Annotated in this window: 20 protein-coding genes; 10 read left to right on the top strand and 10 right to left on the bottom strand. The window is 45.9% G+C overall.

The annotated features are described in order from the left end of the window. Positions 1 to 33: 33 nt before the first annotated feature. The 3 genes from pflA to HLM86_RS02570 all read left to right on the top strand — a co-directional run bounded on the left by pflA (position 34) and on the right by HLM86_RS02570 (position 2,129). A complete protein-coding gene (gene pflA, locus HLM86_RS02580; protein ID WP_076584952.1) occupies positions 34 to 774 on the top strand; it encodes a pyruvate formate lyase 1-activating protein in 741 nt (246 codons plus the stop codon). A gap of 112 nt (positions 775 to 886) precedes the next feature. Next, positions 887 to 1,507 carry an energy-coupling factor ABC transporter permease gene (locus HLM86_RS02575; protein WP_170882233.1) on the top strand — a complete coding sequence of 207 codons (621 nt, stop codon included), beginning with the start codon at positions 887 to 889 and terminating at the stop codon, positions 1,505 to 1,507. A gap of 121 nt (positions 1,508 to 1,628) precedes the next feature. Next, complete coding sequence (locus HLM86_RS02570) at positions 1,629 to 2,129, top strand: YfbU family protein (RefSeq protein ID WP_076584954.1); 501 nt, start codon at positions 1,629 to 1,631, stop codon at positions 2,127 to 2,129. 38 nt (positions 2,130 to 2,167) lie between these two features. Here HLM86_RS02570 and HLM86_RS20140 read toward each other — a convergent pair whose 3' ends face one another. Then, positions 2,168 to 2,317 carry a MipA/OmpV family protein gene (locus tag HLM86_RS20140; RefSeq protein WP_254868738.1) on the bottom strand — a complete coding sequence of 50 codons (150 nt, stop codon included), beginning with the start codon at positions 2,315 to 2,317 and terminating at the stop codon, positions 2,168 to 2,170. A 34-nt stretch (positions 2,318 to 2,351) separates the two neighbouring features. Next, positions 2,352 to 2,570, bottom strand: a complete 219-nt coding sequence (locus HLM86_RS20135; protein WP_254868737.1) for a hypothetical protein — start codon at positions 2,568 to 2,570, stop codon at positions 2,352 to 2,354. Between the two features lie 472 nt (positions 2,571 to 3,042). On the opposite strand from HLM86_RS20135, the gene HLM86_RS02560 reads away from it, so the two are divergent. From HLM86_RS02560 to HLM86_RS02550, 3 genes are all read left to right on the top strand, one after another. Continuing rightward, complete coding sequence (locus tag HLM86_RS02560) at positions 3,043 to 4,977, top strand: PrkA family serine protein kinase (RefSeq protein WP_076584956.1); 1,935 nt, start codon at positions 3,043 to 3,045, stop codon at positions 4,975 to 4,977. 134 nt (positions 4,978 to 5,111) lie between these two features. Beyond that, complete coding sequence (locus HLM86_RS02555; protein ID WP_076584958.1) at positions 5,112 to 6,380, top strand: YeaH/YhbH family protein; 1,269 nt, start codon at positions 5,112 to 5,114, stop codon at positions 6,378 to 6,380. 9 nt (positions 6,381 to 6,389) lie between these two features. Further along, on the top strand, positions 6,390 to 7,928 hold the full coding sequence (locus HLM86_RS02550; RefSeq protein ID WP_076584960.1) for a SpoVR family protein: 1,539 nt from the start codon (positions 6,390 to 6,392) through the stop codon (positions 7,926 to 7,928). 14 nt (positions 7,929 to 7,942) lie between these two features. Here HLM86_RS02550 and kdsB read toward each other — a convergent pair whose 3' ends face one another. From kdsB to HLM86_RS02525, 5 genes are read right to left on the bottom strand one after another with little or no spacing between them, the layout of a single operon-like run. Continuing rightward, a complete protein-coding gene (gene kdsB, locus HLM86_RS02545) occupies positions 7,943 to 8,716 on the bottom strand; it encodes a 3-deoxy-manno-octulosonate cytidylyltransferase (protein WP_170882034.1) in 774 nt (257 codons plus the stop codon). Beyond that, on the bottom strand, positions 8,716 to 8,895 hold the full coding sequence (locus HLM86_RS02540) for a Trm112 family protein (RefSeq protein WP_076584964.1): 180 nt from the start codon (positions 8,893 to 8,895) through the stop codon (positions 8,716 to 8,718). Before HLM86_RS02540 ends, kdsB begins: the two co-directional genes overlap by 1 nt. Continuing rightward, positions 8,876 to 9,883 (bottom strand): tetraacyldisaccharide 4'-kinase, encoded by a 1,008-nt coding sequence (gene lpxK / locus HLM86_RS02535; RefSeq protein ID WP_170882035.1) that lies wholly within the window; start codon positions 9,881 to 9,883, stop codon positions 8,876 to 8,878. Before lpxK ends, HLM86_RS02540 begins: the two co-directional genes overlap by 20 nt. A 3-nt stretch (positions 9,884 to 9,886) precedes the next feature. After that, on the bottom strand, positions 9,887 to 11,635 hold the full coding sequence (gene msbA, locus HLM86_RS02530) for a lipid A ABC transporter ATP-binding protein/permease MsbA (RefSeq protein WP_076584968.1): 1,749 nt from the start codon (positions 11,633 to 11,635) through the stop codon (positions 9,887 to 9,889). Positions 11,636 to 11,666: 31 nt separating this feature from the next. Further along, entirely contained in the window at positions 11,667 to 13,727 is a 2,061-nt protein-coding gene (locus HLM86_RS02525; protein ID WP_367947038.1) for a DNA internalization-related competence protein ComEC/Rec2, read from the bottom strand. Between the two features lie 185 nt (positions 13,728 to 13,912). On the opposite strand from HLM86_RS02525, the gene HLM86_RS02520 reads away from it, so the two are divergent. Continuing rightward, a complete protein-coding gene (locus HLM86_RS02520) occupies positions 13,913 to 14,449 on the top strand; it encodes a DUF2062 domain-containing protein (RefSeq protein WP_076584972.1) in 537 nt (178 codons plus the stop codon). 98 nt (positions 14,450 to 14,547) lie between these two features. On the opposite strand, the gene lolE is transcribed toward HLM86_RS02520, so the two are convergent. Genes lolE through lolC form a run of 3 tightly spaced genes read right to left on the bottom strand, consistent with a single transcriptional unit; the run spans position 14,548 to position 17,672 of the window. After that, positions 14,548 to 15,783, bottom strand: a complete 1,236-nt coding sequence (gene lolE, locus HLM86_RS02515) for a lipoprotein-releasing ABC transporter permease subunit LolE (protein ID WP_170882037.1) — start codon at positions 15,781 to 15,783, stop codon at positions 14,548 to 14,550. 1 nt (position 15,784) lies between these two features. Beyond that, positions 15,785 to 16,471 carry a lipoprotein-releasing ABC transporter ATP-binding protein LolD gene (gene lolD / locus HLM86_RS02510; protein ID WP_076584976.1) on the bottom strand — a complete coding sequence of 229 codons (687 nt, stop codon included), beginning with the start codon at positions 16,469 to 16,471 and terminating at the stop codon, positions 15,785 to 15,787. Further along, the gene (lolC, locus tag HLM86_RS02505) at positions 16,464 to 17,672 is read right to left on the bottom strand and encodes a lipoprotein-releasing ABC transporter permease subunit LolC (protein WP_170882038.1); all 1,209 of its coding nucleotides are present in this window, start codon (positions 17,670 to 17,672) and stop codon (positions 16,464 to 16,466) included. The genes lolD and lolC overlap by 8 nt, the downstream gene beginning before the upstream one ends. 165 nt (positions 17,673 to 17,837) lie before the next feature. On the opposite strand from lolC, the gene HLM86_RS02500 reads away from it, so the two are divergent. Genes HLM86_RS02500 through HLM86_RS02490 form a run of 3 tightly spaced genes read left to right on the top strand, consistent with a single transcriptional unit; the run spans position 17,838 to position 22,696 of the window. Next, the gene (locus HLM86_RS02500) at positions 17,838 to 18,410 is read left to right on the top strand and encodes a PilZ domain-containing protein (RefSeq protein ID WP_076584980.1); all 573 of its coding nucleotides are present in this window, start codon (positions 17,838 to 17,840) and stop codon (positions 18,408 to 18,410) included. 3 nt (positions 18,411 to 18,413) lie between these two features. Then, positions 18,414 to 21,875, top strand: a complete 3,462-nt coding sequence (gene mfd / locus HLM86_RS02495) for a transcription-repair coupling factor (protein ID WP_170882039.1) — start codon at positions 18,414 to 18,416, stop codon at positions 21,873 to 21,875. A 56-nt stretch (positions 21,876 to 21,931) separates the two neighbouring features. Further along, positions 21,932 to 22,696, top strand: coding sequence for a peptidoglycan binding protein CsiV (locus tag HLM86_RS02490; protein WP_076584984.1), 765 nt, complete (start codon positions 21,932 to 21,934; stop codon positions 22,694 to 22,696). Positions 22,697 to 22,721: the final 25 nt, after the last annotated feature.

The raw sequence follows: 22,721 nt of genomic DNA, 5'->3' as shown, positions 1-22,721 counted from the left end.
AATAACCCATATTTGATTATTCGAGACAAACCCATGTCAACAATTGGCCGTGTTCATTCTTTAGAGTCCTGCGGTACCGTCGATGGCCCCGGAATCCGTTTTATTGTCTTCTTACAAGGCTGTTTGATGCGGTGTATGTACTGTCATAATCGAGACACTTGGGATAGCCATCTCGGGAAAGAAATGACCGTTGAATCCATTATGATAGAAGCAAAAAGCTATCGGCATTTTATGAATGCTTCGGGTGGTGGCGTCACGTGTTCGGGCGGAGAGGCTATGCTCCAACCTGAATTTGTCCGTGATTTTTTCCGTGCGGCCCAACATGAAGGAATCCACACTTGCTTAGATACCAATGGTTACATTCGTAAACATAGTGAGGTTATTGATGAAGTACTGGAAGTTACGGACCTTGTGATGCTTGATCTCAAACACATGGATGATGACATCCACCATGACTTTATTGGTGTATCGAACAAACGGACATTAGATTTTGCCCGCTATTTGCACAAGATTAACCAAAAAACTTGGATTCGTTATGTCGTTGTGCCTGGGTTTACAGATCACGATGAAGCCGCACATAAACTTGGCGCATTCGTTAAAGAGATGAGCAATGTGGAAAAGATTGAGTTGTTGCCCTATCACAAACTCGGTGCACACAAGTGGGAAGCCATGGGCTTAGATTACCCTTTAAATGGCACGAATCCACCGTCAACAACAACGATGGACAATATTGTCTCAATACTTGAGCTGTATCACCCAAACGTAAAATATTGATATCATCAGTCCAGCATTTCGTAGGTAATAGACTGATCATTTTGTGGATATAACACTGAGGAGCTTGGTATTGCTGTCTGAATGGCTCATTTTGTGCATTGCCCTGATCTCTATGCGTTTTATCTGGGAAGACGTGTGGGGTGTTTTTCGACCAAAATTACTCGCTGAACGTTCTTTTCAACACCTCACTTTTGCCACTATTTTGTCCCTGTTTTTGCTTTGGTCAGCACAAGCTGGGATCAAAGAACAGCTAAACATTCATTTTTTGGCGCTCACCTCATTGACGCTCATGTATGGCGCGAGAAGTGCTTACGCCATTGCGATCATCATTACCACACTGCTCACTTTGTTTGGTCAATTAAGTTTGAGCGAACTCCCCAGCTACCTGATCGTGTCGTGCCTAATCCCCATTGTTATCAGTCATTCCCTCTTTATGTTGAGCTACCGTTATTTGCCGAGAAACGTATTTGTCTTCATTTTTGTGGCTGGTTTTTTCAACGGTGCGTTGACAGGCAGTGCTCACCTTCTCGTCAATGCCGTCTACCAATATCTACAAGGTTCATATGATTGGCAAACAGTGGTCGACAACTACCTTATCTTTATGCCACTGATTGCCTTTCCTGAAGCTCTACTCAATGGTATGACAATGGCCATGTTGACGGTATTTAAACCAGAGTGGCTGCGTGTTTTTTCTGACAGAGACTACATCTATAACCACTCTCACAAAAAATAGTGATAAAACTGCCATCAAATTACATTTTCCGCTAGAAATATGTGCTGAGATCATATTTATCAACATTGCTAACCGGTAATCTATGCCAAAAGGAACCGCGAAATAGGTAGATAAGCTGATGATGCAAATATCCAATACCCAACGTTTAATTCTATCAAATCAATATCAACTGATGGCCAAGTTAGACCCTGAAAATGCTATCAACTACAGCCGACTTCAAACGATTGTCGAGCGAGGCTATACCCTTCAGCTCAATCAGCTCAGTCAAGATTTCGACTGTTTGAGTGAATCGGATTGCCAAGAAGTCATCGATATCATGGAGATGTTCCATGCCATGCAAGTATCCGCTAGCCTCCATAATGACAAAGCTCGGCCAGCAATAGATCAAAGGCGGCTCTCATTTCTGGGCTTTGATACTCACATGGAATCACGCTATGTCCATTACGTGCGGTTTATCATTACGTCAGAGGGACGCTACACGCAATTCCTTAAAGGTGGCCATGATTTTAATACTCATGTGCCCATGATAGAAAAATATCGACGGATGTTAAGTGTCTGGCGCGACTGTCCGCGTCCTTACCATTTGTGTAACAATGAGCTCGAAAACATTATCAATGTGTGACATCACGTAGAGATTGTCGCTCCTTCTATGCTCAAAGGCTAAAACACATAGGCAATACCAATGTTGGCCGACGTACTTACACCACTTTCGATCAACGGGCTATTATCAATCTCCCCTTGGAGGTTGGTATAGCGTAACCCAGTGATGGTGTTATCCCCCACACTTTGTGTCGAAAAGGAAAACGCCATACCGCCTCCGCGTAAAGACCATGGTGCACTCCACCTAGATCGTTTCAGCCGTGGCTTCCCACATCCCCACTTTGGTAAACCATTGATAGCTGATTCCTCCCAATATCGTTGATTTTCTTTTATCCATCTGTTGAATCGCTTGGCTGCCAGAATCACTGGGGTTCAGCGTTCGTGGATCATACGCCGCACGTACTACAATATTTTGTACAGAACCAACAGGGAAAAAGCGGTAACCCGCACGAAAACCGCGCAAAAATAAATGCTCTCCTTCGTAGCCTATAAAAGGAATAACAGCCCGATGACTCAGCGTTTCCTTCTAAACCGCTGGCGAATAGGAGGCTGCAATACCTAGAGACCACGAAGGCATTTTCGCATGTACACTGAAGGCATTGAGCACTGCGGTGGTAACAGCGAGCCATAGCCCAAAAGATTTCACATTGAGTTCCTCATTTAATCGAAAAGTGAATTGATCATACTAGACAACTTTTTCGCAGGCCCATGAATCCAAATACAGAAAATGCTTGTCTAGCGTGGCACCCAATTAATTGCGTGCAGCCTACAGACTATTCACCCCTTTTAAGCAACGGGTCAAATATCACAATTTGCAAATAAACACATATTTTTTAAGCAAAATTCGAATAACCCACTAGACTTTAGTAGAAAGGATTTGTTTTTTCTAAGCGGGTAGATTGTCTATATAAGACAAGTTCAAAGGGGAATTCATTATGAGTATTTTCGACCATTATCAAGCGCGTTACGAAGCCGCCAAGGATGAAGAATTATCTTTACAGGAATTCTTGACGCTATGTAAAGACGATAAAAGTGCCTATGCCAATGCCGCGGAACGTTTGTTAATGGCCATTGGTGAACCAGAACTGATCGACACAGCACAAGACCCATGTCTAAGCCGGATTTTTTCCAATCGGGTGATCTCTCAATATGAAACCTTTAAAGACTTTTATGGCATGGAAGAAGCCATAGAGCAAATTGTCTCTTACCTCAAACATGCTGCGCAGGGTTTGGAAGAGCGCAAACAGATCATCTATCTACTTGGCCCAGTTGGGGGTGGTAAGTCATCGCTTGCTGAAAAACTCAAAGCCTTGATGCAACAGGTACCTATTTATGTCCTCTCAGTTAACGGCGAGAGAAGCCCAGTGAATGATCACCCTTTTTGCCTTTTTGATGTCGGCGAAGATGGCGAACTTCTACACCGAGAATATGGGATAGAAAAGCGGTATCTTCGCTCGATTATGTCCCCATGGGCGGCCAAGCGATTACACGAATTTGGTGGCGATATCACTAAGTTTAAAGTCGTTAAAGTTCGCCCATCCATTTTGGATCAAGTCGCTATCGCGAAAACTGAACCCGGGGATGAAAATAATCAGGACATATCGTCACTGGTCGGTAAAGTCGATATTCGTCAATTGGAGCATTATTCTCAGGATGACCCTGATGCCTATAGTTACTCTGGCGCCCTCTGCCGAGCCAACCAAGGCGTGATGGAATTTGTTGAGATGTTTAAAGCCCCAATCAAAGTGCTTCACCCCTTACTCACCGCCACTCAAGAAGGTAACTACAACGGGACAGAAGGGCTTTCTGCCTTACCATTCGATGGCATGATACTCGCCCACTCCAACGAATCAGAGTGGCAAACCTTCCGCAATAATAAGAATAATGAGGCCTTCTTAGACCGAGTCTACATTGTTAAAGTACCTTATTGTTTGCGCGTCTCTAAAGAAGTACGTATTTACCAAAAACTGCTCGACCATTCAGAGCTGTCCAAAGCACCTTGCTCACCCAGTACGTTAGAACTGCTGTCTCAGTTCAGTATTCTGTCTCGTTTGAAAGACCCAGAAAACTCTTCGATCTTTTCAAAGATGCGAGTCTACGATGGGGAAACGTTGAAAGATACCGATCCTAAAGCGAAAAGCTATCAGGAATATCGCGATTTTGCTGGCGTGGATGAGGGCATGTCAGGGCTTTCCACTCGCTTTGCTTTTAAAATTCTTTCCCGCGTCTTCAACTTTGACCAAACAGAAGTTGCAGCCAACCCAGTGCACCTATTTTACGTCATTGAACAACAAATTGAGCGTGAGCAATTCCCACAAGAAACTGCCGAGAAATATTTGGAGTTCCTCAAGGGGTATCTGGTGCCCCGCTACGTCGAGTTTATCGGTAAAGAAATTCAGACGGCCTATTTGGAATCCTACTCTGAATATGGTCAGAATATTTTTGACCGCTATGTGACTTATGCAGATTTTTGGATTCAGGATCAGGAGTACAGAGATCCAGAAACGGGACAGTTATTTGACCGTTCAGCACTCAACAACGAGTTAGAGAAAATCGAAAAAACCGCAGGGATAAGCAATCCAAAAGATTTTCGTAACGAAATCGTCAATTTTGTATTGCGAGCCAGAGCGAATAACAAAGGAAAAAATCCGGTTTGGACCAGCTACGAGAAACTTCGTACTGTGATTGAGAAAAAAATGTTCTCCAATACAGAAGAGCTGTTACCTGTGATCTCCTTCAATGCCAAAACATCTTCAGAAGATCAGAAGAAGCACGATGATTTTGTCGCTCGTATGATGGAGAAAGGTTATACAGAGAAACAAGTACGCTTGCTATCTGAATGGTATTTACGTGTTCGTAAATCCTCTTAATAGCTGAGACAACCTTCCTCTTGAGTAGAGGAAAGCCAATGGAGCCACTGTCGGAGAGCATTCTCCGTCAGTGCATTGGATTCGAACTAGATGCATGTTCCTTCATCGGGCATGTACCAAACGAGGGATGACTCATGGGGCAATTTATTGACCGTCGACTGAACGGGAAAAATAAAAGTGCGGTAAATCGTCAGCGCTTTTTACGTCGTCACAAAGAGCAAATCAAAGAATCTGTCGCAGACGCTGTCAATCGTCGTTCTATCACGAATACGGACACGGGCGAAGACGTGTCGATACCACACAAGGACATCACAGAGCCTGCGTTTCACCAAGGTAAGGGTGGGTTAAAGGAACGTGTTCATCCCGGCAATGACCAATTTATCTCAGGGGACAAAATTGAGCGGCCAAAAGGGGGTCAGGGCAATGGGTCAGGCGAAGGGGATGCCAGTCAAGATGGTGAAGGCGAGGATGATTTCGTATTCCAGATTTCCAAAGACGAATACCTGGATATCCTGTTTGAGGATTTGGAACTTCCCAATCTAGAAAAAAGTCAAATTAACAAAATCACCGAATGGAAAACACACCGAGCTGGCTATCAGACTGCGGGGGTTCCAGCTAACATCGCGATCGTGAAATCACTTCAGCAGTCTCTTGCTCGTCGTACTGCAATGACCTCGGGAAAAAGGCGCATGTTGAAAGCGTTGGAACACGAGCTAGATGAAGTCAAAATGAGTGAACCCGCTCAGATGTTAGAAGAAAAAAGACTGAAAAAAGAAATTGAAGATCTCAGACGAAAGATCGACATGGTCCCCTTCATTGATACCTTTGATCTGAGATTTAAGAACTATGAGAGACGTCCAATCCCATCCAGCCAAGCGGTCATGTTTTGTTTAATGGACGTTTCAGGTTCAATGGATCAAGCCACTAAAGATATTGCCAAGCGTTTTTATGTGTTGCTGTATTTATTCCTCACCCGCACTTATGAGAATGTTGACGTTGTGTTTATCCGCCATCATACCCAAGCGAAAGAAGTCGATGAACATGAGTTCTTTTATTCTCAAGAAACTGGTGGAACCATCGTTTCCAGCGCCCTGAAGCTGATGAAAGAGATCGTTGAAGACCGCTACCCAATCAACGAGTGGAACATATACGCAGCACAAGCTTCTGATGGAGATAACTGGGCAGACGATTCACCCCGGTGCCGTGAACTACTCACCAAAAACCTGCTCAATAATTGTCAGTACTACTCCTACATCGAGATCACTCGACGTTCTCACCAAACCTTGTGGCACGAGTACGAAAAGCTGGAGGATACCTTTGATAACTTCGCGATGAAAAATATTCGTAGTGTTGAAGATATTTTCCCAGTCTTTCGGGAGCTCTTCAAAAAAGAAACTGCTTAGGAGGCCACTATGGCAACAAAAACCAAAAAAACCATCAAAAAAAAGACCTTGGTAGATGGCCCTGACTGGACATTTGAACTTCTAGAGCAATACCATGATGAAATCAAACGCGTCGCCGAACACTATCGCCTTGATACCTACCCCAATCAAATAGAAGTGATCACTTCAGAGCAAATGATGGATGCCTATTCCAGCATTGGTATGCCTATCAACTACAACCACTGGTCGTTCGGCAAAAAATTCATCCAGACTGAGCAAGGCTACAAGCACGGTCAGATGGGACTCGCTTATGAGATTGTCATTAACTCGGACCCTTGTATCGCTTACCTGATGGAGGAAAACACCGTCACCATGCAAGCGCTTGTCATGGCTCACGCTTGCTATGGACATAACTCGTTTTTTAAAGGCAACTATCTTTTTCAAACTTGGACAGACGCCAGTTCAATTATTGACTACCTCCTGTTTGCCAAAAAATACATTGCCGAGTGTGAACAAAAATATGGTGTAAAAGAAGTCGAGGAATTACTGGATTCCTGTCATGCACTCATGAATTTTGGTGTCGACCGATACAAGCGTCCAGAAAAAATTTCGATTGCGGAAGAAAAAATGCGCCAAGAGGAACGCGAGTCATACCTTCAGTCTCAAGTCAACGATCTATGGAGAACCGTGCCTAAAGGTAAAGTAGAACAAGAGGAATCAAAAATCAGATTCCCTGCGGAACCGCAAGAAAACATCCTCTATTTTATTGAAAAGCACGCCCCTCTGCTCGAATCATGGCAGCGTGAGATTGTTCGTATCGTCAGAAAAGTGAGCCAATATTTTTACCCACAGAAACAAACTCAAGTAATGAACGAAGGCTGGGCTACCTTTTGGCACTATACCATTCTCAATCATTTGTATGATGAGGGCTTGGTGAGCGAACGTTTTATTCTAGAATTCTTGCACAGTCACACCAGTGTGGTCGCTCAGCCGGCCTACAACAGTCCGTACTTTAGTGGTATCAACCCCTATGCTTTGGGGTTTGCTATGTTCAGAGACATCCGCCGGATTTGTGAAGAGCCTACTGATGAAGACAAAGAATGGTTTCCCGATCTTGCCGGCACAGATTGGTTAGAAGCCGTTCACTTCGCCATGAAAAATTTTAAGGATGAGAGTTTTATTAGCCAATACCTGTCTCCAAAATTAATGAGAGATTTTAAACTGTTCGCGATTGCAGACGATGACAGGAAAAACTATATAGAAGTGACCGCAATTCACAATGATGTCGGGTACAGAGACATCAGAGAAAAACTGGCTGGGCAGTATAATCTCAGCAGTCTAGAGCCGAATATTCAAGTGTTCAGTGTTGATGTTCGTGGTGATCGTTCATTAACACTTCAGTACATCGCTCATGACCGCATCCCTCTTGACGAGAGCTATGACGAGGTCCTAAAGCACGTTTACAGACTGTGGGGCTTTGATGTCGTTCTTGAAGAAATGAAGGAGTCGGGTCGGCGAGAAATTTTAGGGACTTGCCCTAAGCGCAATGATTACGACAGCCAAATTTAAACGTTAAAAAGGCCCTAAGGGGCCTTAATTTCATTCACTTTTTGGCTAAGATACTGCCTTACCGCATCCAGATCTTCCGGTGTATCCACCCCGGCGGCTGGTGCTTCTGTAGCAATATCAACGTGAATCCTTTCCCCATACCAAAGGACTCTAAGCTGTTCTAAAGACTCAATTTTTTCGAGAACGGTGGGTTCCCAATTAATGTAAGTATTAATGAAACCAGCCCGATAAGCATAGATGCCAATGTGACGCATTAAAGGTTGTGCGATGGTTTTACTGGTCTGAGTGAAATTATCACGATCCCAAGGAATCGTCGCGCGGCTGAAATACATCGCATAACCGTCTTTATCTGCCAGCACTTTAACCGCATTAGGGTTAAATACTTCGGCCTCATCAGTAATATGTACTGCCAGCGTTGCCATAGGCGCTTGGCTGCTAGACAGGTTTTTTGCAACCTGAGCAATATTTGAAGGAGGAATTAAAGGCTCATCTCCCTGAACATTGACAATAATATGTTCGTCAGGGATGTTCATCACTTTAACCACTTCAGCCAAGCGTTCGGTGCCTGATTGATGCGATGCAGACGTCATACAAACAAGACCACCAAAAGCCTTAACAGCACGTTCAACCCGTGCATCGTCCGTCGCAACCACTACACTCTCTGCACCACTGCGTAATGACTGCTCATAGACCCATTGAACCATTGGCTTTCCGCCAATATCTGCCAAGGGTTTTCCAGGCAAACGCGTTGATTCGTAGCGGGCGGGGATGACAACTGTAAATGCCATTATCGCCCCTCATCCATATTCATTTGGCGTGCTTCCGGTTCCAACAGCACAGGGATCCCTTCTTTAATTGGATAAGCAAGACGATCAAACTTGCAAACCAATTCCTGTTTATCTTTGTCAAAAGTCAGCTTACCTTTACATACAGGGCAAGCCACAATCTCAAGTAGACGATGATCCATACTTTTCTATAACCTCTTCAATTTTACTTAAAACACGCGCTTCATCTTGAGAAGAAAAGGTCGCGGTAACAGGGAGATACCACCAGTTATCTTCCGCGTAACGGGCGCATTTTACTGCATCTTTCTCGGTCATAATCAGATGTTCCCCGTAACTGGCTAACTGCTCTAATTGCGACACGTCAACATCCTGGTGATCGGCAAACCCTTTTGTCAACAAAGGCTTTGCGCCCAATTCTTCCAATGTCTTAAAAAATCGGGGGGGGTGGCCAATACCCGCAAACGCAACGAGCGAATCCAATTGATTAACTGGCACTTGCTTCTGGGTCTTTAGATTTACCGCTAAACTGGGTGTCAAGGTCATTGCTATTTCACCCAAACACGCTTCCCCACCATTAGTGACGACAAAGTCAACATCATTCAATCTTTGAACCGATTCACGCAGTGGCCCCAATGGCAACAATTGCTGATTACCGAAACGGCGTTTGCCATCAACCACGACAAATTCAATATCCCGGTCCATAGCGTAGTGCTGCAAACCATCATCTGCAATCACTATATCTACCCCTTTACCCAGTAACGCTTGAACCGCGTCACTTCGTTGAGGAGAGACCGACACAGGAGCGCCTGTCCGTTCAAATATTAATTTAGGCTCATCGCCACAATGTTTGGCCAAGGTGTTTGCTTCAACCAAGAGCGGGTAGCTGGGCGCCTTCGCTCCATAGCCACGAGACACAACACCGGGTTGGTAACCCAGTGCCTTTAGCTGCTCGACTAACCAAATAACAACTGGTGTTTTGCCGTTCCCACCCGCGGTAATGTTCCCCACAACAATCACAGGGACTGGCGCACGATAGCGGGCTTTCTCTCTGGATTGATAACGGCGTCTTCTCTTACGGCTTATCACCCCAAATAACACACTAAGCGGCCAAAAAATAGGCCACAACACATAGCCCAGCCAATGTTTTTCAAACCAGATCTTTTCTATCACGGTTTATCCACCAAACTGGATACGATGAAGCTGAGCATACGCCCCCTCTTTCTCGAGTAAAACAGAATGGTTACCGCGTTCAACTATTTCACCCTCATCCACCACCAGAATTTCATCGGCACTTTCTATGGTAGAGAGCCTATGCGCAATCACTAAAACCGTTTTATTCTTCTGCAACTCATCCAACGCAGACTGGATCGCTTTTTCCGACTCCGTATCCAACGCCGATGTTGCCTCATCCAAAATCAATACGGGCGCATCACGCAGTAAAGCCCGTGCAATCGCAATACGTTGACGCTGACCGCCGGACAAACTGGTGCCATTCTCACCTATCACGGTATCTAAGCCCTGATCCAAGTGATCAATAAAATCCATTGCATAGGCAAGACGAGCCGCTTCTTCTATCTGCTCACGGCTGAAATCCTCGGTGGCCGCGTACGCAATATTGTTCGCGATCGTATCGTTAAACAAATGGACATTCTGTGAAACAATCGCAAAATGGCTTCTTAGATTCCTCAGTGTATAGTCACGTACATCATGCCCATCAAGCTCAATGGTGCCTGCTTCAACGTCATAAAATCGAGTAAACAAGTTGGCAATGGTACTCTTACCAGATCCGGATCGTCCTACTAGCGCGACTGTTTTCCCTTTGGGTATTTCAAACGTCACATTACGCAGCGCTGGCGATTCTTTACCCTGATAAGTGAAAGTGACGTCCCTCACTTTTACATCACCGAGCACTGTCTGCGTTGTAAATTGCCCTTTATCTTGCTCTGTTTCCAAGTCCATTAGAGCAAATAGTGTTTGGCTCGCCGCCATGCCTCGCTGAAAATCAGATGTGACGTTGGTCAGGGCTTTTAGCGGCCGCATCAAACCAAACATCGCCGAAAATACGACGGTAAATGTTCCCGGTGTCAGTTGATCTTTGATCGAATCGACACTGGCTAGGAATAGAACAACGACCAAAGCGATAGAAGCAATGACTTGAATTACAGGATTAGCAATTGACTGTGCAGCAACCAGCTTCATAGACTGCTGACGCATCTGGTTACTCACCATATCAAATCGCTCACGTTCGACTTCCTGTCCACCGTAACTCAGCACGACCTTATGGCCTTTCAGCATTTGCTCTGCAGAAGCTGTGACGTGGCCCATTGCATCCTGCATGCTTTTTGAAATTTTACGAAAACGCTTCGAAACGACACCAATCGCCCAAGCAACAACGGGAGCAATGATAAAAAGTACCAACGAGAGCTGCCAACTGTTCCAAAACATCAGTACGAGCAAGCCAACAATACTTGCTCCTTCACGGACAATACTAACCAGCGCGCGGCTGGTTGCCCCTGCGACCTGTTCAGAGTCGTACGTTATTCTCGATAGAAGGCCACCCGTTGACTCTTTATCAAAATAAGAAACGGGCATATGCATAAATTGGCTAAAAATACCCCGCCGCATTAACATCACAACATTCCCCGAAACCCAGCTCAGGCAATAGGAGGAAACAAAACCACTTGCCCCTCTTAACAACATCATCCCAAACACAATAAAAGGCAGAATACGAAGGAAATTTGATTCTGTGCTACCAAAGCCCTCATCGAGCAAGGGTTTTAATAATGACACCATGTAGGTGTCGGCAACAGCGTTGATGATCAGCGCAACGACAGCAACAGCAAGACCGGCTTTATACAGACGAATATAAGTCCAAAGGCGCTTGAACGTTTGCCAAGTTGTTTCATCTTGATTGAGAGACATAGAAATGCTTATTTTTCTTACAGTATTCCGACTATTCTACTCCCTTACGGAGCATCTGCCTATACCATGCCTCGCCTTTCCGCCCTCGAAGCGCTTCCACCTCCCATCCCGATGAAGAGAAGCGGATAGTAATCTGGCCATGGCTGCCCGTGTCTAACCATTGAATTCCCTGTTTTTGATAGCGTTTCACGATACTCTCATCAGGCAAGCGCCATCTTCCGAATTTTGCGGTTGAGGCTATCGCCAATTCAGGGTCTACGGCTTGAATGAAAGCCAGAAGCGATGAGGTCTTACTGCCATGATGGGGCACTATCAAGATTTGACTGCGTAAGGCATCTGGATCTCGAATCAACATCCATTCTACCATTCGATTAATATCACCGGTTAACAGCACGGATTGCTTGTAATCGGGATGGGAAATTCTGACGACGCATGACTGAGGGTTGTACGCTCGGGTCACAAGTCGAGGTGGCCAAATAAACGCCAATTTGAGCCCGTGCCAATCGATATCACGACCTTGAACACAGCTTTGAGAACCGAGGTTACGTTGGCTTGTGATCAAAGCTTCAGGTTGCCACACATCGATCATCGACTGCATGCCTCCCGAGTGGTCTTTATCGCCGTGGCTAATGATTAACATATCTAGCTGACGGACCCCCTCATAAAACAAATAAGGCGTAATGATTTGCTGAGCAAAACTGCTGTTTTTCCACGCAATACCCGTGTCATAAACAATCGCCCTATCACCTTGAATCACAACAATCGCCAGCCCATGCCCTACATCAAGAACCGTTACTTGCCAGTCGGAAGAAGGCCGCCAATTGATCCCTACGGCCAACATGCAGGCAATCATGGATAAGTGACCTTTTTTGCTCAAATAGGGGGCCAATAACGCAGCTAACGACACTAACAACAAGAGTCGAATTTGATTTCGGTTTAAATTTATCCAGCTCACGTCGGCAAATTGAATCGCCCACAGGACGGGTTGAATCGTCTTATCAGCCAGCGTCCAGACCCAAGTTAGGTGATACAACCCATCAACCGTGAGTGCAAGCAAAACCGTCGGCACCACCACAAAACTGAACCAGGGGACGAAAACCAAGTTATAGATAACACTACTCAGGCTCATACCGTCGAACGACATCGCAATGATCGGGGTCATTCCAACCATCAAAACCATCTGTAACCCAAGGCTGGTTTTCCACTGAGGTTGGTCTGTATGGGTCAACGACAGGTAAACGAAGATAACCCCTACAGCCCCCATTGAAAGCCACAGGCTAGTAGACACGGCCGAAAAAGGGTCAATGGCCAGTAACCAAGCCAGAATCAATAGCCAAGTGTAGCTATAAGGGATCTGACGATTTGAAGTCAGCAATATCAGAGCAAGACACATGGACCACAAAGCCCTTTGAGTAGGGAGAGCGAATCCAGCCAACCAGGCATAACCGAACCCTGTCAGCAAAGCCAATAGGTAAGGGGTCCAAGTGGCCATAGGAAGTAATCGCAACAAACCACGGCCTAACACCCAACCAATGTAGGACACAATCCCGATATGCAGCCCAGATATCGCAATCAAATGACTCAGCCCACTTGCTTTGAGTTCCAAGCGCTGCTCGGCGGTTAACGCGTCCCTGACACCAAACGCCAACGCGAGAATGAACCCCTTACCCACCAATGGTTCAATTCTGTCCGCAACCCGACGATAGAACTCATAACGTTGTGAGCCAAAATGGCGCACCCAATAATGTGTATTACGCTTTAAACTCAGTCGACCAACAATCCGCCGCTGAAGCGCGTATTGTTCAACATCAAAACCGACGTCATTGAGTTGGCCATTCATGGGTTTCAGGATGACCTGCCCCCCTATCTCATCTCCGGGATGAAGTCTCACTGGAGACACAAACAGTGCACGGGGTGCCGCCAATATGTTGGTATTTTCATCACCTATCGCTCTTATCACGATTTCCCCTTGAAAACCGTGACTTATTTTTTTAAAAAAGCTGTCAACCTCCGCTTTTATGGTAATATCTTGACCTGCTTGAAAAAGCCACGCGTGTTGATCACGTAAAAGATTACCGTGAATAATCAGCACCGCGCTCCCAAGTACAGGACCAATAAACCACCTTAATCGTTTTGATCTTATACTAAGTAGCAGGGTCAAAATACAGGGATACAACCACTCCCATGAAGGCATCTTATGCCATAAAAGAGAGGTTGAAATAAGGAAAGAAAACGATATAAGCGTCCAGTAATTAAAATAGAGAGTCATATTTCCCTATGCCGAGAAAATTCATCAAGCGCTTTATGCCAGATCCCGAATTAATAAAGCGCCAAAAAGCCCTTAAAGTGTTTGGTAATGTCTTGTACAACCCAAACCTTTGGTGTCTTAATCGCCGCTCCGCTTCAGGCGCTTTCGCTGTAGGCCTGTTTATGGCTTTTATACCTCTCCCAAGTCAGATGCTGATGTCTGCCGGACTTGCGATTCTTTGTGGTGTCAACCTGCCACTCTCAGTGGCGTTGGTTTGGGTAAGCAACCCTATCACCATGCCCGTTCTGTTCTATTTTGCGTATAAAGTTGGAGCTTGGGTGATGCACACCCCACCACAAGCCTTTCACTTTGAGCTCTCGTGGCAGTTTATTCTGCAGCAAATGAACACTATCGGACCCCCTTTCTTACTCGGATGTCTTATTTGCGGCATTATCTCCGCCATCACTGGCTACTTTGGTATTCAAACTTTGTGGCGATACTCTGTGGTTCGGAGTTGGCAACAGCGAAAAATCAGATTAAGCCGTTTACTGAAGAAGAAAAAGTAATGTTTTGATCATTACAACCCATAAGACGTCGCGGATGTAATTGACATGTCTGCCCATGACTAAAAAAGGCCCCGTTGGGCCTTTTTTAGTGGTTTATTCTATTTCGCACTCAACACGGTGGCAGGCTGAAGCTGACTGGCCCGAGAGGCTGGGTACCAGGTGGCCAATAAACTGAGAATGATAGCCGTCGTAGAAACCAATAGAACATCCGTGACACTGACTTCAGAGGGAAGAAAGTCGACAAAGTAGATGTCTCCCGAAAGAAATTGATGATCGACCAGAGATTCCAATCCTTGTATCAATGACGTCAAATTTAAAGCGACGATGACCCCGATTAGACCACCAGCAACGCTGCCTAAAACACCCGAGAAAACCCCCTGCCAAATAAAAATACGCTTAATCAAACCATCTGTGCCACCCATCGTACGCAAAATAGCAATGTCGGCGGCGCGATCCTTAACTGCCATCATTAGCGTAGAAACTATATTAAAACTGGCGACACCAATCACTAAGACCATCACTAGATACATAATGGTTCTTACTAATTGGATGTCTCGATAGAGAAAACCATGCTTTTGTTGCCAACTGTGAAGATACACATACACGTCAAGAGTCCTGCCCACTTCCCGAACGATTTGAGTCGCTTTAAGGACATCACTGACACGCAACGACACACCCGTGACGGCACTCCCCAGTTTGGCGTACTTTTGCGCATCAGCTAAAGGGACTAAAGCAAGATTGTGATCAATCTGCCCGTTGAGCGCCAGCAGCCCTAATATTTTGACACGAACACGTTTAGGAGCTTGGACTTTAGTGGTTGAACCCGACGTAGGTATCATCAAAGTAATATAGTCCCCCTGCGCAACACCAAGGCGATCAGCCACACCTTTACCTAAAATAACCTGTTGCTTTCCGGGCTCAAATGCCTTCCATACCTGAGCATCAATGTATTGGCTCATATTCGAAACTTGGGACTCTAAATCTGGCTCCACCCCTCGAATCTCTAATGCTTTCAGGCTGTGTCCTTTTTCGGCCAGAGCGGTCATTTTGACGTATGGCGCCGCGGCTTCAACTTGGGGGTGAACCTGAGCTTGCTTGATGACCTTGCGCCACTCGCCGATGGGCTCACGAACCCCTTCAAGTTCACCATGAGCAATAACAGACAGCACCCTATCTTTTAACTCTCGTTCAAAGCCGTTCATGGCCGATAACCCAATGATGATCACGGCCACACCCACCGCAATGCCTAATGTCGAAGAAAGAGAGATAAAGGAGACCATTTTATTGCGCTGTTTAGCGCGGCTAAATCGACGGCCGATTAATAGTGAAAGCAAATCAAGACTCCCCAGAATTCAACAATAGACCATCTTTCATATGCAACTGACGGTCCATTTTTCCAGCCAGCTCTCCATCGTGGGTGACGATCAAAAACGCCGTCGCGGATTCTTTATTCAATTCACGCATCAAGTCATATATCCCATGCGCGGTTTTGTGATCAAGATTACCTGTTGGTTCGTCAGCCAGAACCAAATCAGGGTTATTGACTAACGCACGAGCAATCGCCACTCGCTGGCGCTCGCCACCAGACAACTCTGATGGTCTGTGCTCAAGCCGATGCGACAGCCCGACCTTCTCAAGTAATGTACTCGCGGCTTGTTTCGCTACAGACACTTTCTTACCACCAATCAAAAGCGGCATGGCCACATTTTCCAGCGCACTAAAATCACTCAATAAGTGATGAAATTGATAAACAAAGCCCAAATGCTGATTCCGGAGTCGGGCTTGCTTATTTGAACTTAACCCAGCGAACTTCTGACCAAGGAAAGTCACTTCCCCTTCAGAAGGAGAGTCCAATGCCCCCAAAATATGCAATAACGTACTTTTTCCAGAGCCGGAAGAACCGATGATAGAGGCGAGTTCACCTTTTTGAAGCGCAAAACTCACTCCTTTAAGGACGGATGTGTCGAGTGTCCCTTCACGGTAAGTTTTACAAATGTTCTGACATTGAATCAGTTTACTCATATCTTAAAGCCTCAGCGGGTTTAACAGAAGACGCACGGTATGACGGAAATAAAGTTGCCAGCAAACTTAATGTAATCGCCAATAGGACAACAATCATCACTTGCATGGGGTTGATAACGACAGGCAGTTGACCACCCACAGCAAATAATTGAATGCGAGCACTTTCAAGAAGGGGATTTAAAGAATGGGACAGCAAAATACCCAAAGCGCCACCGATAAGTGCCCCTACAACACCACTGCTTGCCCCTTGCACAACAAAAATCGCCAGTACTTGTCTGCTCGTCATGCCCTGAGTCTTAAGAATCGCCACCTCCGATTGTTTCTCCATCACAACCATGATCAATGCGGAGATGATATTAAACGCTGCTACGCCGACAATCAGCCCTAGCATTAAGCCCATCATATTTTTTTCCATTCTGACCGCTTGAAATAATTCACCACGTTGATCGCGCCAGTCTTGCCATTTCCAGCCATCAGGCATCGTGTGCTGACTGAGATCACCCACCACAAACGGGTCATCGAAGAATAACCGCCAACCGGAGATCGTCCCTTGTTTCAATTTCAGTAGGCGCGCTGCATCCTCTATGTGGGTCAGTATCAACTGCCCATCGACATCAGAGCCAGTATTATAAATCCCCGCCACCGTAAAAAGACGCTGGCTTGGTATCCGCCCTAGAGGCGTGAATTGGCTTGCGCTGGTGACCATAAGGCGAAGTTTATCGCCAAGGGAAACATTCAGCGTCCGCGCGAGACTGTGTCCAATAAAAATTTGATAGGTGCCCGGCTGCATCGACGACAAACTGCCAGCAATGAGATGTGACTGAATCGGATCATGGCCATTGGGCTTTATCCCCAACAACAGGCCAGCGGAGAGATTATCGGCACTTTGAATAATGGCCTCGCTCTGGACCACAGGTTTAGGATGTGCCGCATCCGATAACTGTTGTGCAAATTCAGGAGCAGATTCCGTATTCGGTGTGCCCCCTGCGCTTTGCGATACAATCGCCTGAGGTAAAACGCCGAGTATCCGCCCTTTAAGCTGAGCTTCAAAACCGTTCATGACAGAAAGCACAGTGACCAACGACATCACACCAATCGTGATGCCAGCTGTAGACATATAGGAAACGAAGCGACTGAACCTGTCACCAGAACGCCCGCGCAAGTAGCGTAAACCGATAAAGGTGGAAACCGGATGGAACATATAAAAGACCAATAACGTTTGATAGCCGTTACTTTAACGATTTATCCTCTTCGGTTGTAGCCCCGATTTGCGAATTAAACGTCAAAATATGTCATAAACAAGGACATATCTTGATTAGTTGACTCGTATAGCGATAATCAGAAGATAACTTAAAGGAAATATCGCATGGCTGAGCTAGAATATTTTACCGTACATCACCAAATGACGATTAACGTCGAGCCTCTTGCTCAAGACGCGTGTTTGCCCAGCTTCGAGCAATTTGAAGGCGAAATTCCCGCCCCTTTTATTGTGGCCAGTGAGTTTAGCCACCTCGATATTCTCAATGACAATGCCCGTTCAGAACTTAAGAACAGTGATTTCAAGCACGTCATCGAATTACTCGATACCCAAAATGCCAAGCTCAATCTTCTTCTAACCTTTATGCTTTCACAGCAAGACGATATTCAGTATCGTCGGCAAACGCTCTCTTTTGGCGCCAGTAAGTTCAGCTATAACGCTGAAACCGCATTGCCAGTCGGGACAAAAACTCGAGTGAAGCTCTTTTTGGAGCACCCACCTGCCGCCATTTATGGTTACGGCCATGTGGAAACATGTGAGCAAGAAAGTGATTCTCACCACATCACCATTAAGTTTGATTTACTGCGTGATCAGGATGAAGATTTACTGATCAAGGCAGCACTCTTTCAACAACAAAAATTACTTCGCCAGCGCTCGCTTAATCGCGACAAAAAAAATTAAACTATGCCTAATACATCGCTTTTAAACTTGGTTTCCCCAACAGGACCCACAGATAAAAAACAAGTCGGTAACTTGCACGGAGCCAGTTTGGCTCTCGCCATCGCTGAACTTGCTAACCAACATTCTAGCCACACACTTTTGGCTGTGCCCGATCCTCAATTGGCTTTAAAACTTTTACAAGAAGTCGAACCGTTCACCGATCAGCAAGTGACTCTTTTCCCAGATTGGGAAACGCTTCCTTATGATAATTTTTCTCCTCATGAAGAGATCATCTCTGACCGAATCGCCAAACTTTATCAATTGCCCACCCAACGCAGTGGTATCACCATTGTTCCCATCAATACACTTTTGCAAAGGCAATCTCCCAGAGATTTCCTTATGCAACACACCTTGATGATTGAAATCGGTGCTCAATATTCCCTTGAAAAACTGCGCATTCAGTTGGAAAAATCGGGCTACCGGCAAGTGGAGCAGGTCTTTGGCCCTGGGGAATACGCCAGCCGTGGCTCGATTTTGGATCTCTTTCCTATGGGTACGAAGCACCCATTCCGTATTGATTTCTTTGATGACGAAATCGATACGATACGTACTTTTGATCCGGACAATCAACGCTCCATAGAAGAAGTCACCGACATTCGACTCCTCCCTGCACACGAATTTCCCACCACGGAAAGTGCGATAGAAGATTTTCGAATCCGCTGGCGCCAAAAATTTGAAGCGCGGCGAGAGCCAGAATCCGTTTATATGCAGGTGTCAAAAGGCACATGGCCAGCAGGCATTGAATATTGGCAGCCCTTGTTCTTTGAACAAACTGGCACCCTATTTGATTATATTGCTGATGACAGCCAGCTGATTACCGTTGGCGATCTCGATTCTGCAATTGACCACTTTTTGCATGACGTTGATTATCGTTACGATCAGAGAAAAATTGATCCTCTCCGTCCTTTGTTACCCCCAGAAGATCTGTGGCTAAAAAAAGATGAATTGTTTGGTCATTTTAAACGGTTACCTCAGGTTCAACTTTCCACTCAGGCCATTGCTGAAAAACAAGGCCGAATCAACCCTGCCATTAGCCCTTTGCCCGAATTGGCCGTCCAGCACCAACACAAGGAGCCAATGTCGGCGCTGCGTCAGTTTAGTGAGCATTACTCAGGTAAGGTGGTTTTTTCTGTCGAGTCTGAAGGACGACGTGAAGCGCTGCTTGAGTTACTGAGTCAAATTAAGTTACGCCCTGTCGAGCAAGAAAACTTCTTTGCTGCTGTCAGCAGTCAACACCCACTTAGTTTGATTTTAAGTTCCGCTGAGCACGGTTTTCTCTATGGCGATGAACAAGTCGCATTGATTTGTGAGAGCGATTTATTGGGAGACCGCGTTCATCAACGCCGACGCAAGGACCGTAAATCCACCAACAACGATGCCGTAATACGAAATCTGGCAGAACTTAAACCGGGTCAACCCGTGGTTCATATCGACCACGGCATTGGTCGCTACATCGGCCTGCAAACCCTTGAGGCGGGCGGACTTATCACCGAATACGTCACACTCGAATACCAAAGTGATGCAAAGCTATACGTACCCGTTGCCGCTCTCAATTTGATCAGTCGATACTCGGGTGGAGCCGAGGATTCCGCTCCGCTCCATAAGCTCGGTGGGGAAGCTTGGACGAAAGCACGCCGCAGAGCCGCTGAAAAAGTGCGTGATGTTGCGGCTGAACTGCTTGACGTTTATGCAAAGCGCGAGCTCAAACCAGGGTACAAATTTGCCCTAGACCGCGGTCAGTACGCGACCTTTAAGGCAGGATTCCCATTTGAAGAAACCGAAGACCAATCGATGACGATCAATGCGGTCATGTCTGACATGTGCCAAGCAAAAGCGATGGATCGACTCGTCTGTGGTGATGTTGGCTTCGGCAAAACGGAAGTGGCCATGCGCGCTGCCTTTCTCGCTACAGATAACGGGAAACAAGTCGCCGTATTAGTCCCAACGACCCTATTGGCTCAACAACACTTTGAGAATTTTCGGGATAGATTTGCAAATCTCCCTATAAGAGTGGAAGTTCTGTCCCGTTTTAAAACGGCTAAAGAGCAAAAACAAGTCCTACAGGATATAGAGGATGGTAAAGTTGATCTCGTCGTTGGTACTCATAAACTGTTATCAAATGACATTAAATTCAAAGATCTAGGGCTGCTTATCGTCGATGAGGAACATCGTTTTGGTGTCCGCCAGAAAGAAAAGATGAAAGCAATACGGACCGACGTAGACATCCTTACCTTAACCGCCACACCGATACCACGCACCCTCAATATGGCCATGAGTGGGATGCGTGATCTCTCAATCATAGCGACACCACCCGCAAGGCGTTTGGCCATAAAAACGTTTGTGAGACAAAGTGATGATGCCACGATAAAAGAAGCAGTATTGCGGGAAATCATGCGTGGGGGACAAGTCTATTATCTGCACAATCAGGTTGAAACAATCGATAAAGTCGCTGCCGATCTGGAAAAGCTTATCCCAGAAGCCAGAGTTACCGTAGCGCATGGGCAAATGCGCGAGCGTGAGCTTGAGCGAATAATGAACGATTTTTACCATCAAAGGTTCAATCTTCTAGTCTGTACCACCATTATTGAAACGGGTATTGATGTACCAACAGCCAATACCATCATCATGGATAGGGCCGACCATTTGGGTTTGGCACAACTTCATCAGTTACGCGGGCGAGTCGGCCGTTCTCATCATCAAGCCTACGCTTATCTTTTAACTCCGCATCCCAAAGCCATGACCAAAGATGCAATCAAACGGTTAGATGCCATCGCGTCACTCGAAGATCTTGGCGCAGGGTTTACCCTCGCTACCCATGATTTGGAAATACGCGGGGCGGGCGAACTATTGGGTGACGAGCAAAGTGGCCAAATCCAATCGGTTGGCTTTACCCTTTACATGGAGATGCTAGAACAAGCGGTCAATGCACTCAAAGAAGGTAAGGAACCTGCGTTAGACGATTTACTGCGAGATCAAACTGAAATTGAAATGCGACTGCCCGCTCTACTTCCAGATGATTATATCCCAGACATTAATACTCGCTTATCCATGTACAAGCAAATCGCAAGTGTGTCTGTGAAATCGGAACTGGATGATCTCAAGGTTGAGCTGATCGACCGATTTGGGCTTTTACCTGACGCCGCAAAAAATTTACTTTGCGTCTCAGAAATGAAGCTAAAAGCGGCAAACTTGAAAGTTAAAAAAATAGAAGCACATGATAAGGGCGGATTTATTGAGTTCTATCCCGATGCTGACATAAATCCAACGTACTTGGTTAAACTCTTGCAGTCTCAACCACAAAAATTTTCGATGGAAGGCCCAACTAAGTTTAAGTTTGGGGTAACATTGACGGACAGACGAAAGAGAATTCAATTTGTTGGTGAACTGTTGGGCGAGTTCCAACAGAACCTTTTACCCCAATCCTGAAACGGTTCAGGCTTAATTAATTTACCAAGGTGAAACCACCTGATAATGGAGTTGTAATGAAAAAACTGATCCCGCTACTACTTCTTTTTGTCGCGATGCCGTCTTGGGCTAAGCGCCAATTCGATATAGAAGTGATCATTTTTAAGCGTGCACTAAATCCTGAGCAGACCGCCGAGTCTTGGCCCAACTCTGTCCCAGAAATATCGCTGAAAAATGTTGGTAGCCTAGGCGATACCAACTACCGCAAAAGAAAGGGCGTAATGCGTTTGCCGTCCTCTTCTTATGAACTGAACTCCCAAGTCCAAAAGTTGACAAACCATGCCGGCTTCAAAGTGTTGCTCCATACAGCATGGCGTCAAGGCGATGGTAACCGGCATAGGGCGCCCACTTTTCATTTTCAAGCTGGCCGGAACTTTTCAGAACAATTTAATCCCGACGGCTCACAACGTGGTTGGGAGCCAACCCCTGAAATCATTGAGGGTGTCACCGAAGAAAGCATCGCGAAACCCTTGTATGAGCTGGACGGCACATTGCAAGTGTATGTCGAGCACTACCTCTACGCTGATGTTCAGTTAGACCTCAAAGCTCCCAGCGTACGCAACATCTCGTTGGAATCCAAACCGTTTGAGCTCACTCAACCTTCAGGCGAGGGTATCGTTCAAGTCGGCTTAATGGAGGATGTGACGCCCACAGTACGTAGTGAAGAATTTCTGAAAAGCTATCGGATGGATCAAAAACGCCGTATGCGCAGTACTGAAACCCATTTCTTAGATCATCCGCTACTCGGCATGATTATTCAGGTACGTCGAGTAGGCAGTTAACTGGCCGTGAGACCAAACCTGCAAC

Source organism: Vibrio ostreicida, from assembly GCF_013074385.2.
GTDB classification, from domain to species: domain Bacteria; phylum Pseudomonadota; class Gammaproteobacteria; order Enterobacterales; family Vibrionaceae; genus Vibrio; species Vibrio ostreicida.
This window is presented reverse-complemented; position numbering and strand designations above follow the sequence as displayed.

Coding starts and splice junctions, on each gene's coding strand:
- lolC (WP_170882038.1), bottom strand. CDS start 17,672: ATGTTCCATCCGGTTTCCACCTTTATCGGTTTACGCTACTTGCGCGGG.
- HLM86_RS02540 (WP_076584964.1), bottom strand. CDS start 8,895: ATGGATCATCGTCTACTTGAGATTGTGGCTTGCCCTGTATGTAAAGGT.
- HLM86_RS02490 (WP_076584984.1), top strand. CDS start 21,932: ATGAAAAAACTGATCCCGCTACTACTTCTTTTTGTCGCGATGCCGTCT.
- HLM86_RS02555 (WP_076584958.1), top strand. CDS start 5,112: ATGGGGCAATTTATTGACCGTCGACTGAACGGGAAAAATAAAAGTGCG.
- HLM86_RS02550 (WP_076584960.1), top strand. CDS start 6,390: ATGGCAACAAAAACCAAAAAAACCATCAAAAAAAAGACCTTGGTAGAT.
- HLM86_RS02570 (WP_076584954.1), top strand. CDS start 1,629: ATGCAAATATCCAATACCCAACGTTTAATTCTATCAAATCAATATCAA.
- kdsB (WP_170882034.1), bottom strand. CDS start 8,716: ATGGCATTTACAGTTGTCATCCCCGCCCGCTACGAATCAACGCGTTTG.
- HLM86_RS02560 (WP_076584956.1), top strand. CDS start 3,043: ATGAGTATTTTCGACCATTATCAAGCGCGTTACGAAGCCGCCAAGGAT.
- pflA (WP_076584952.1), top strand. CDS start 34: ATGTCAACAATTGGCCGTGTTCATTCTTTAGAGTCCTGCGGTACCGTC.
- msbA (WP_076584968.1), bottom strand. CDS start 11,635: ATGTCTCTCAATCAAGATGAAACAACTTGGCAAACGTTCAAGCGCCTT.
- lolD (WP_076584976.1), bottom strand. CDS start 16,471: ATGAGTAAACTGATTCAATGTCAGAACATTTGTAAAACTTACCGTGAA.
- HLM86_RS02575 (WP_170882233.1), top strand. CDS start 887: ATGCGTTTTATCTGGGAAGACGTGTGGGGTGTTTTTCGACCAAAATTA.
- mfd (WP_170882039.1), top strand. CDS start 18,414: ATGCCTAATACATCGCTTTTAAACTTGGTTTCCCCAACAGGACCCACA.
- HLM86_RS02500 (WP_076584980.1), top strand. CDS start 17,838: ATGGCTGAGCTAGAATATTTTACCGTACATCACCAAATGACGATTAAC.
- HLM86_RS20140 (WP_254868738.1), bottom strand. CDS start 2,317: ATGGCGTTTTCCTTTTCGACACAAAGTGTGGGGGATAACACCATCACT.
- HLM86_RS02520 (WP_076584972.1), top strand. CDS start 13,913: ATGCCGAGAAAATTCATCAAGCGCTTTATGCCAGATCCCGAATTAATA.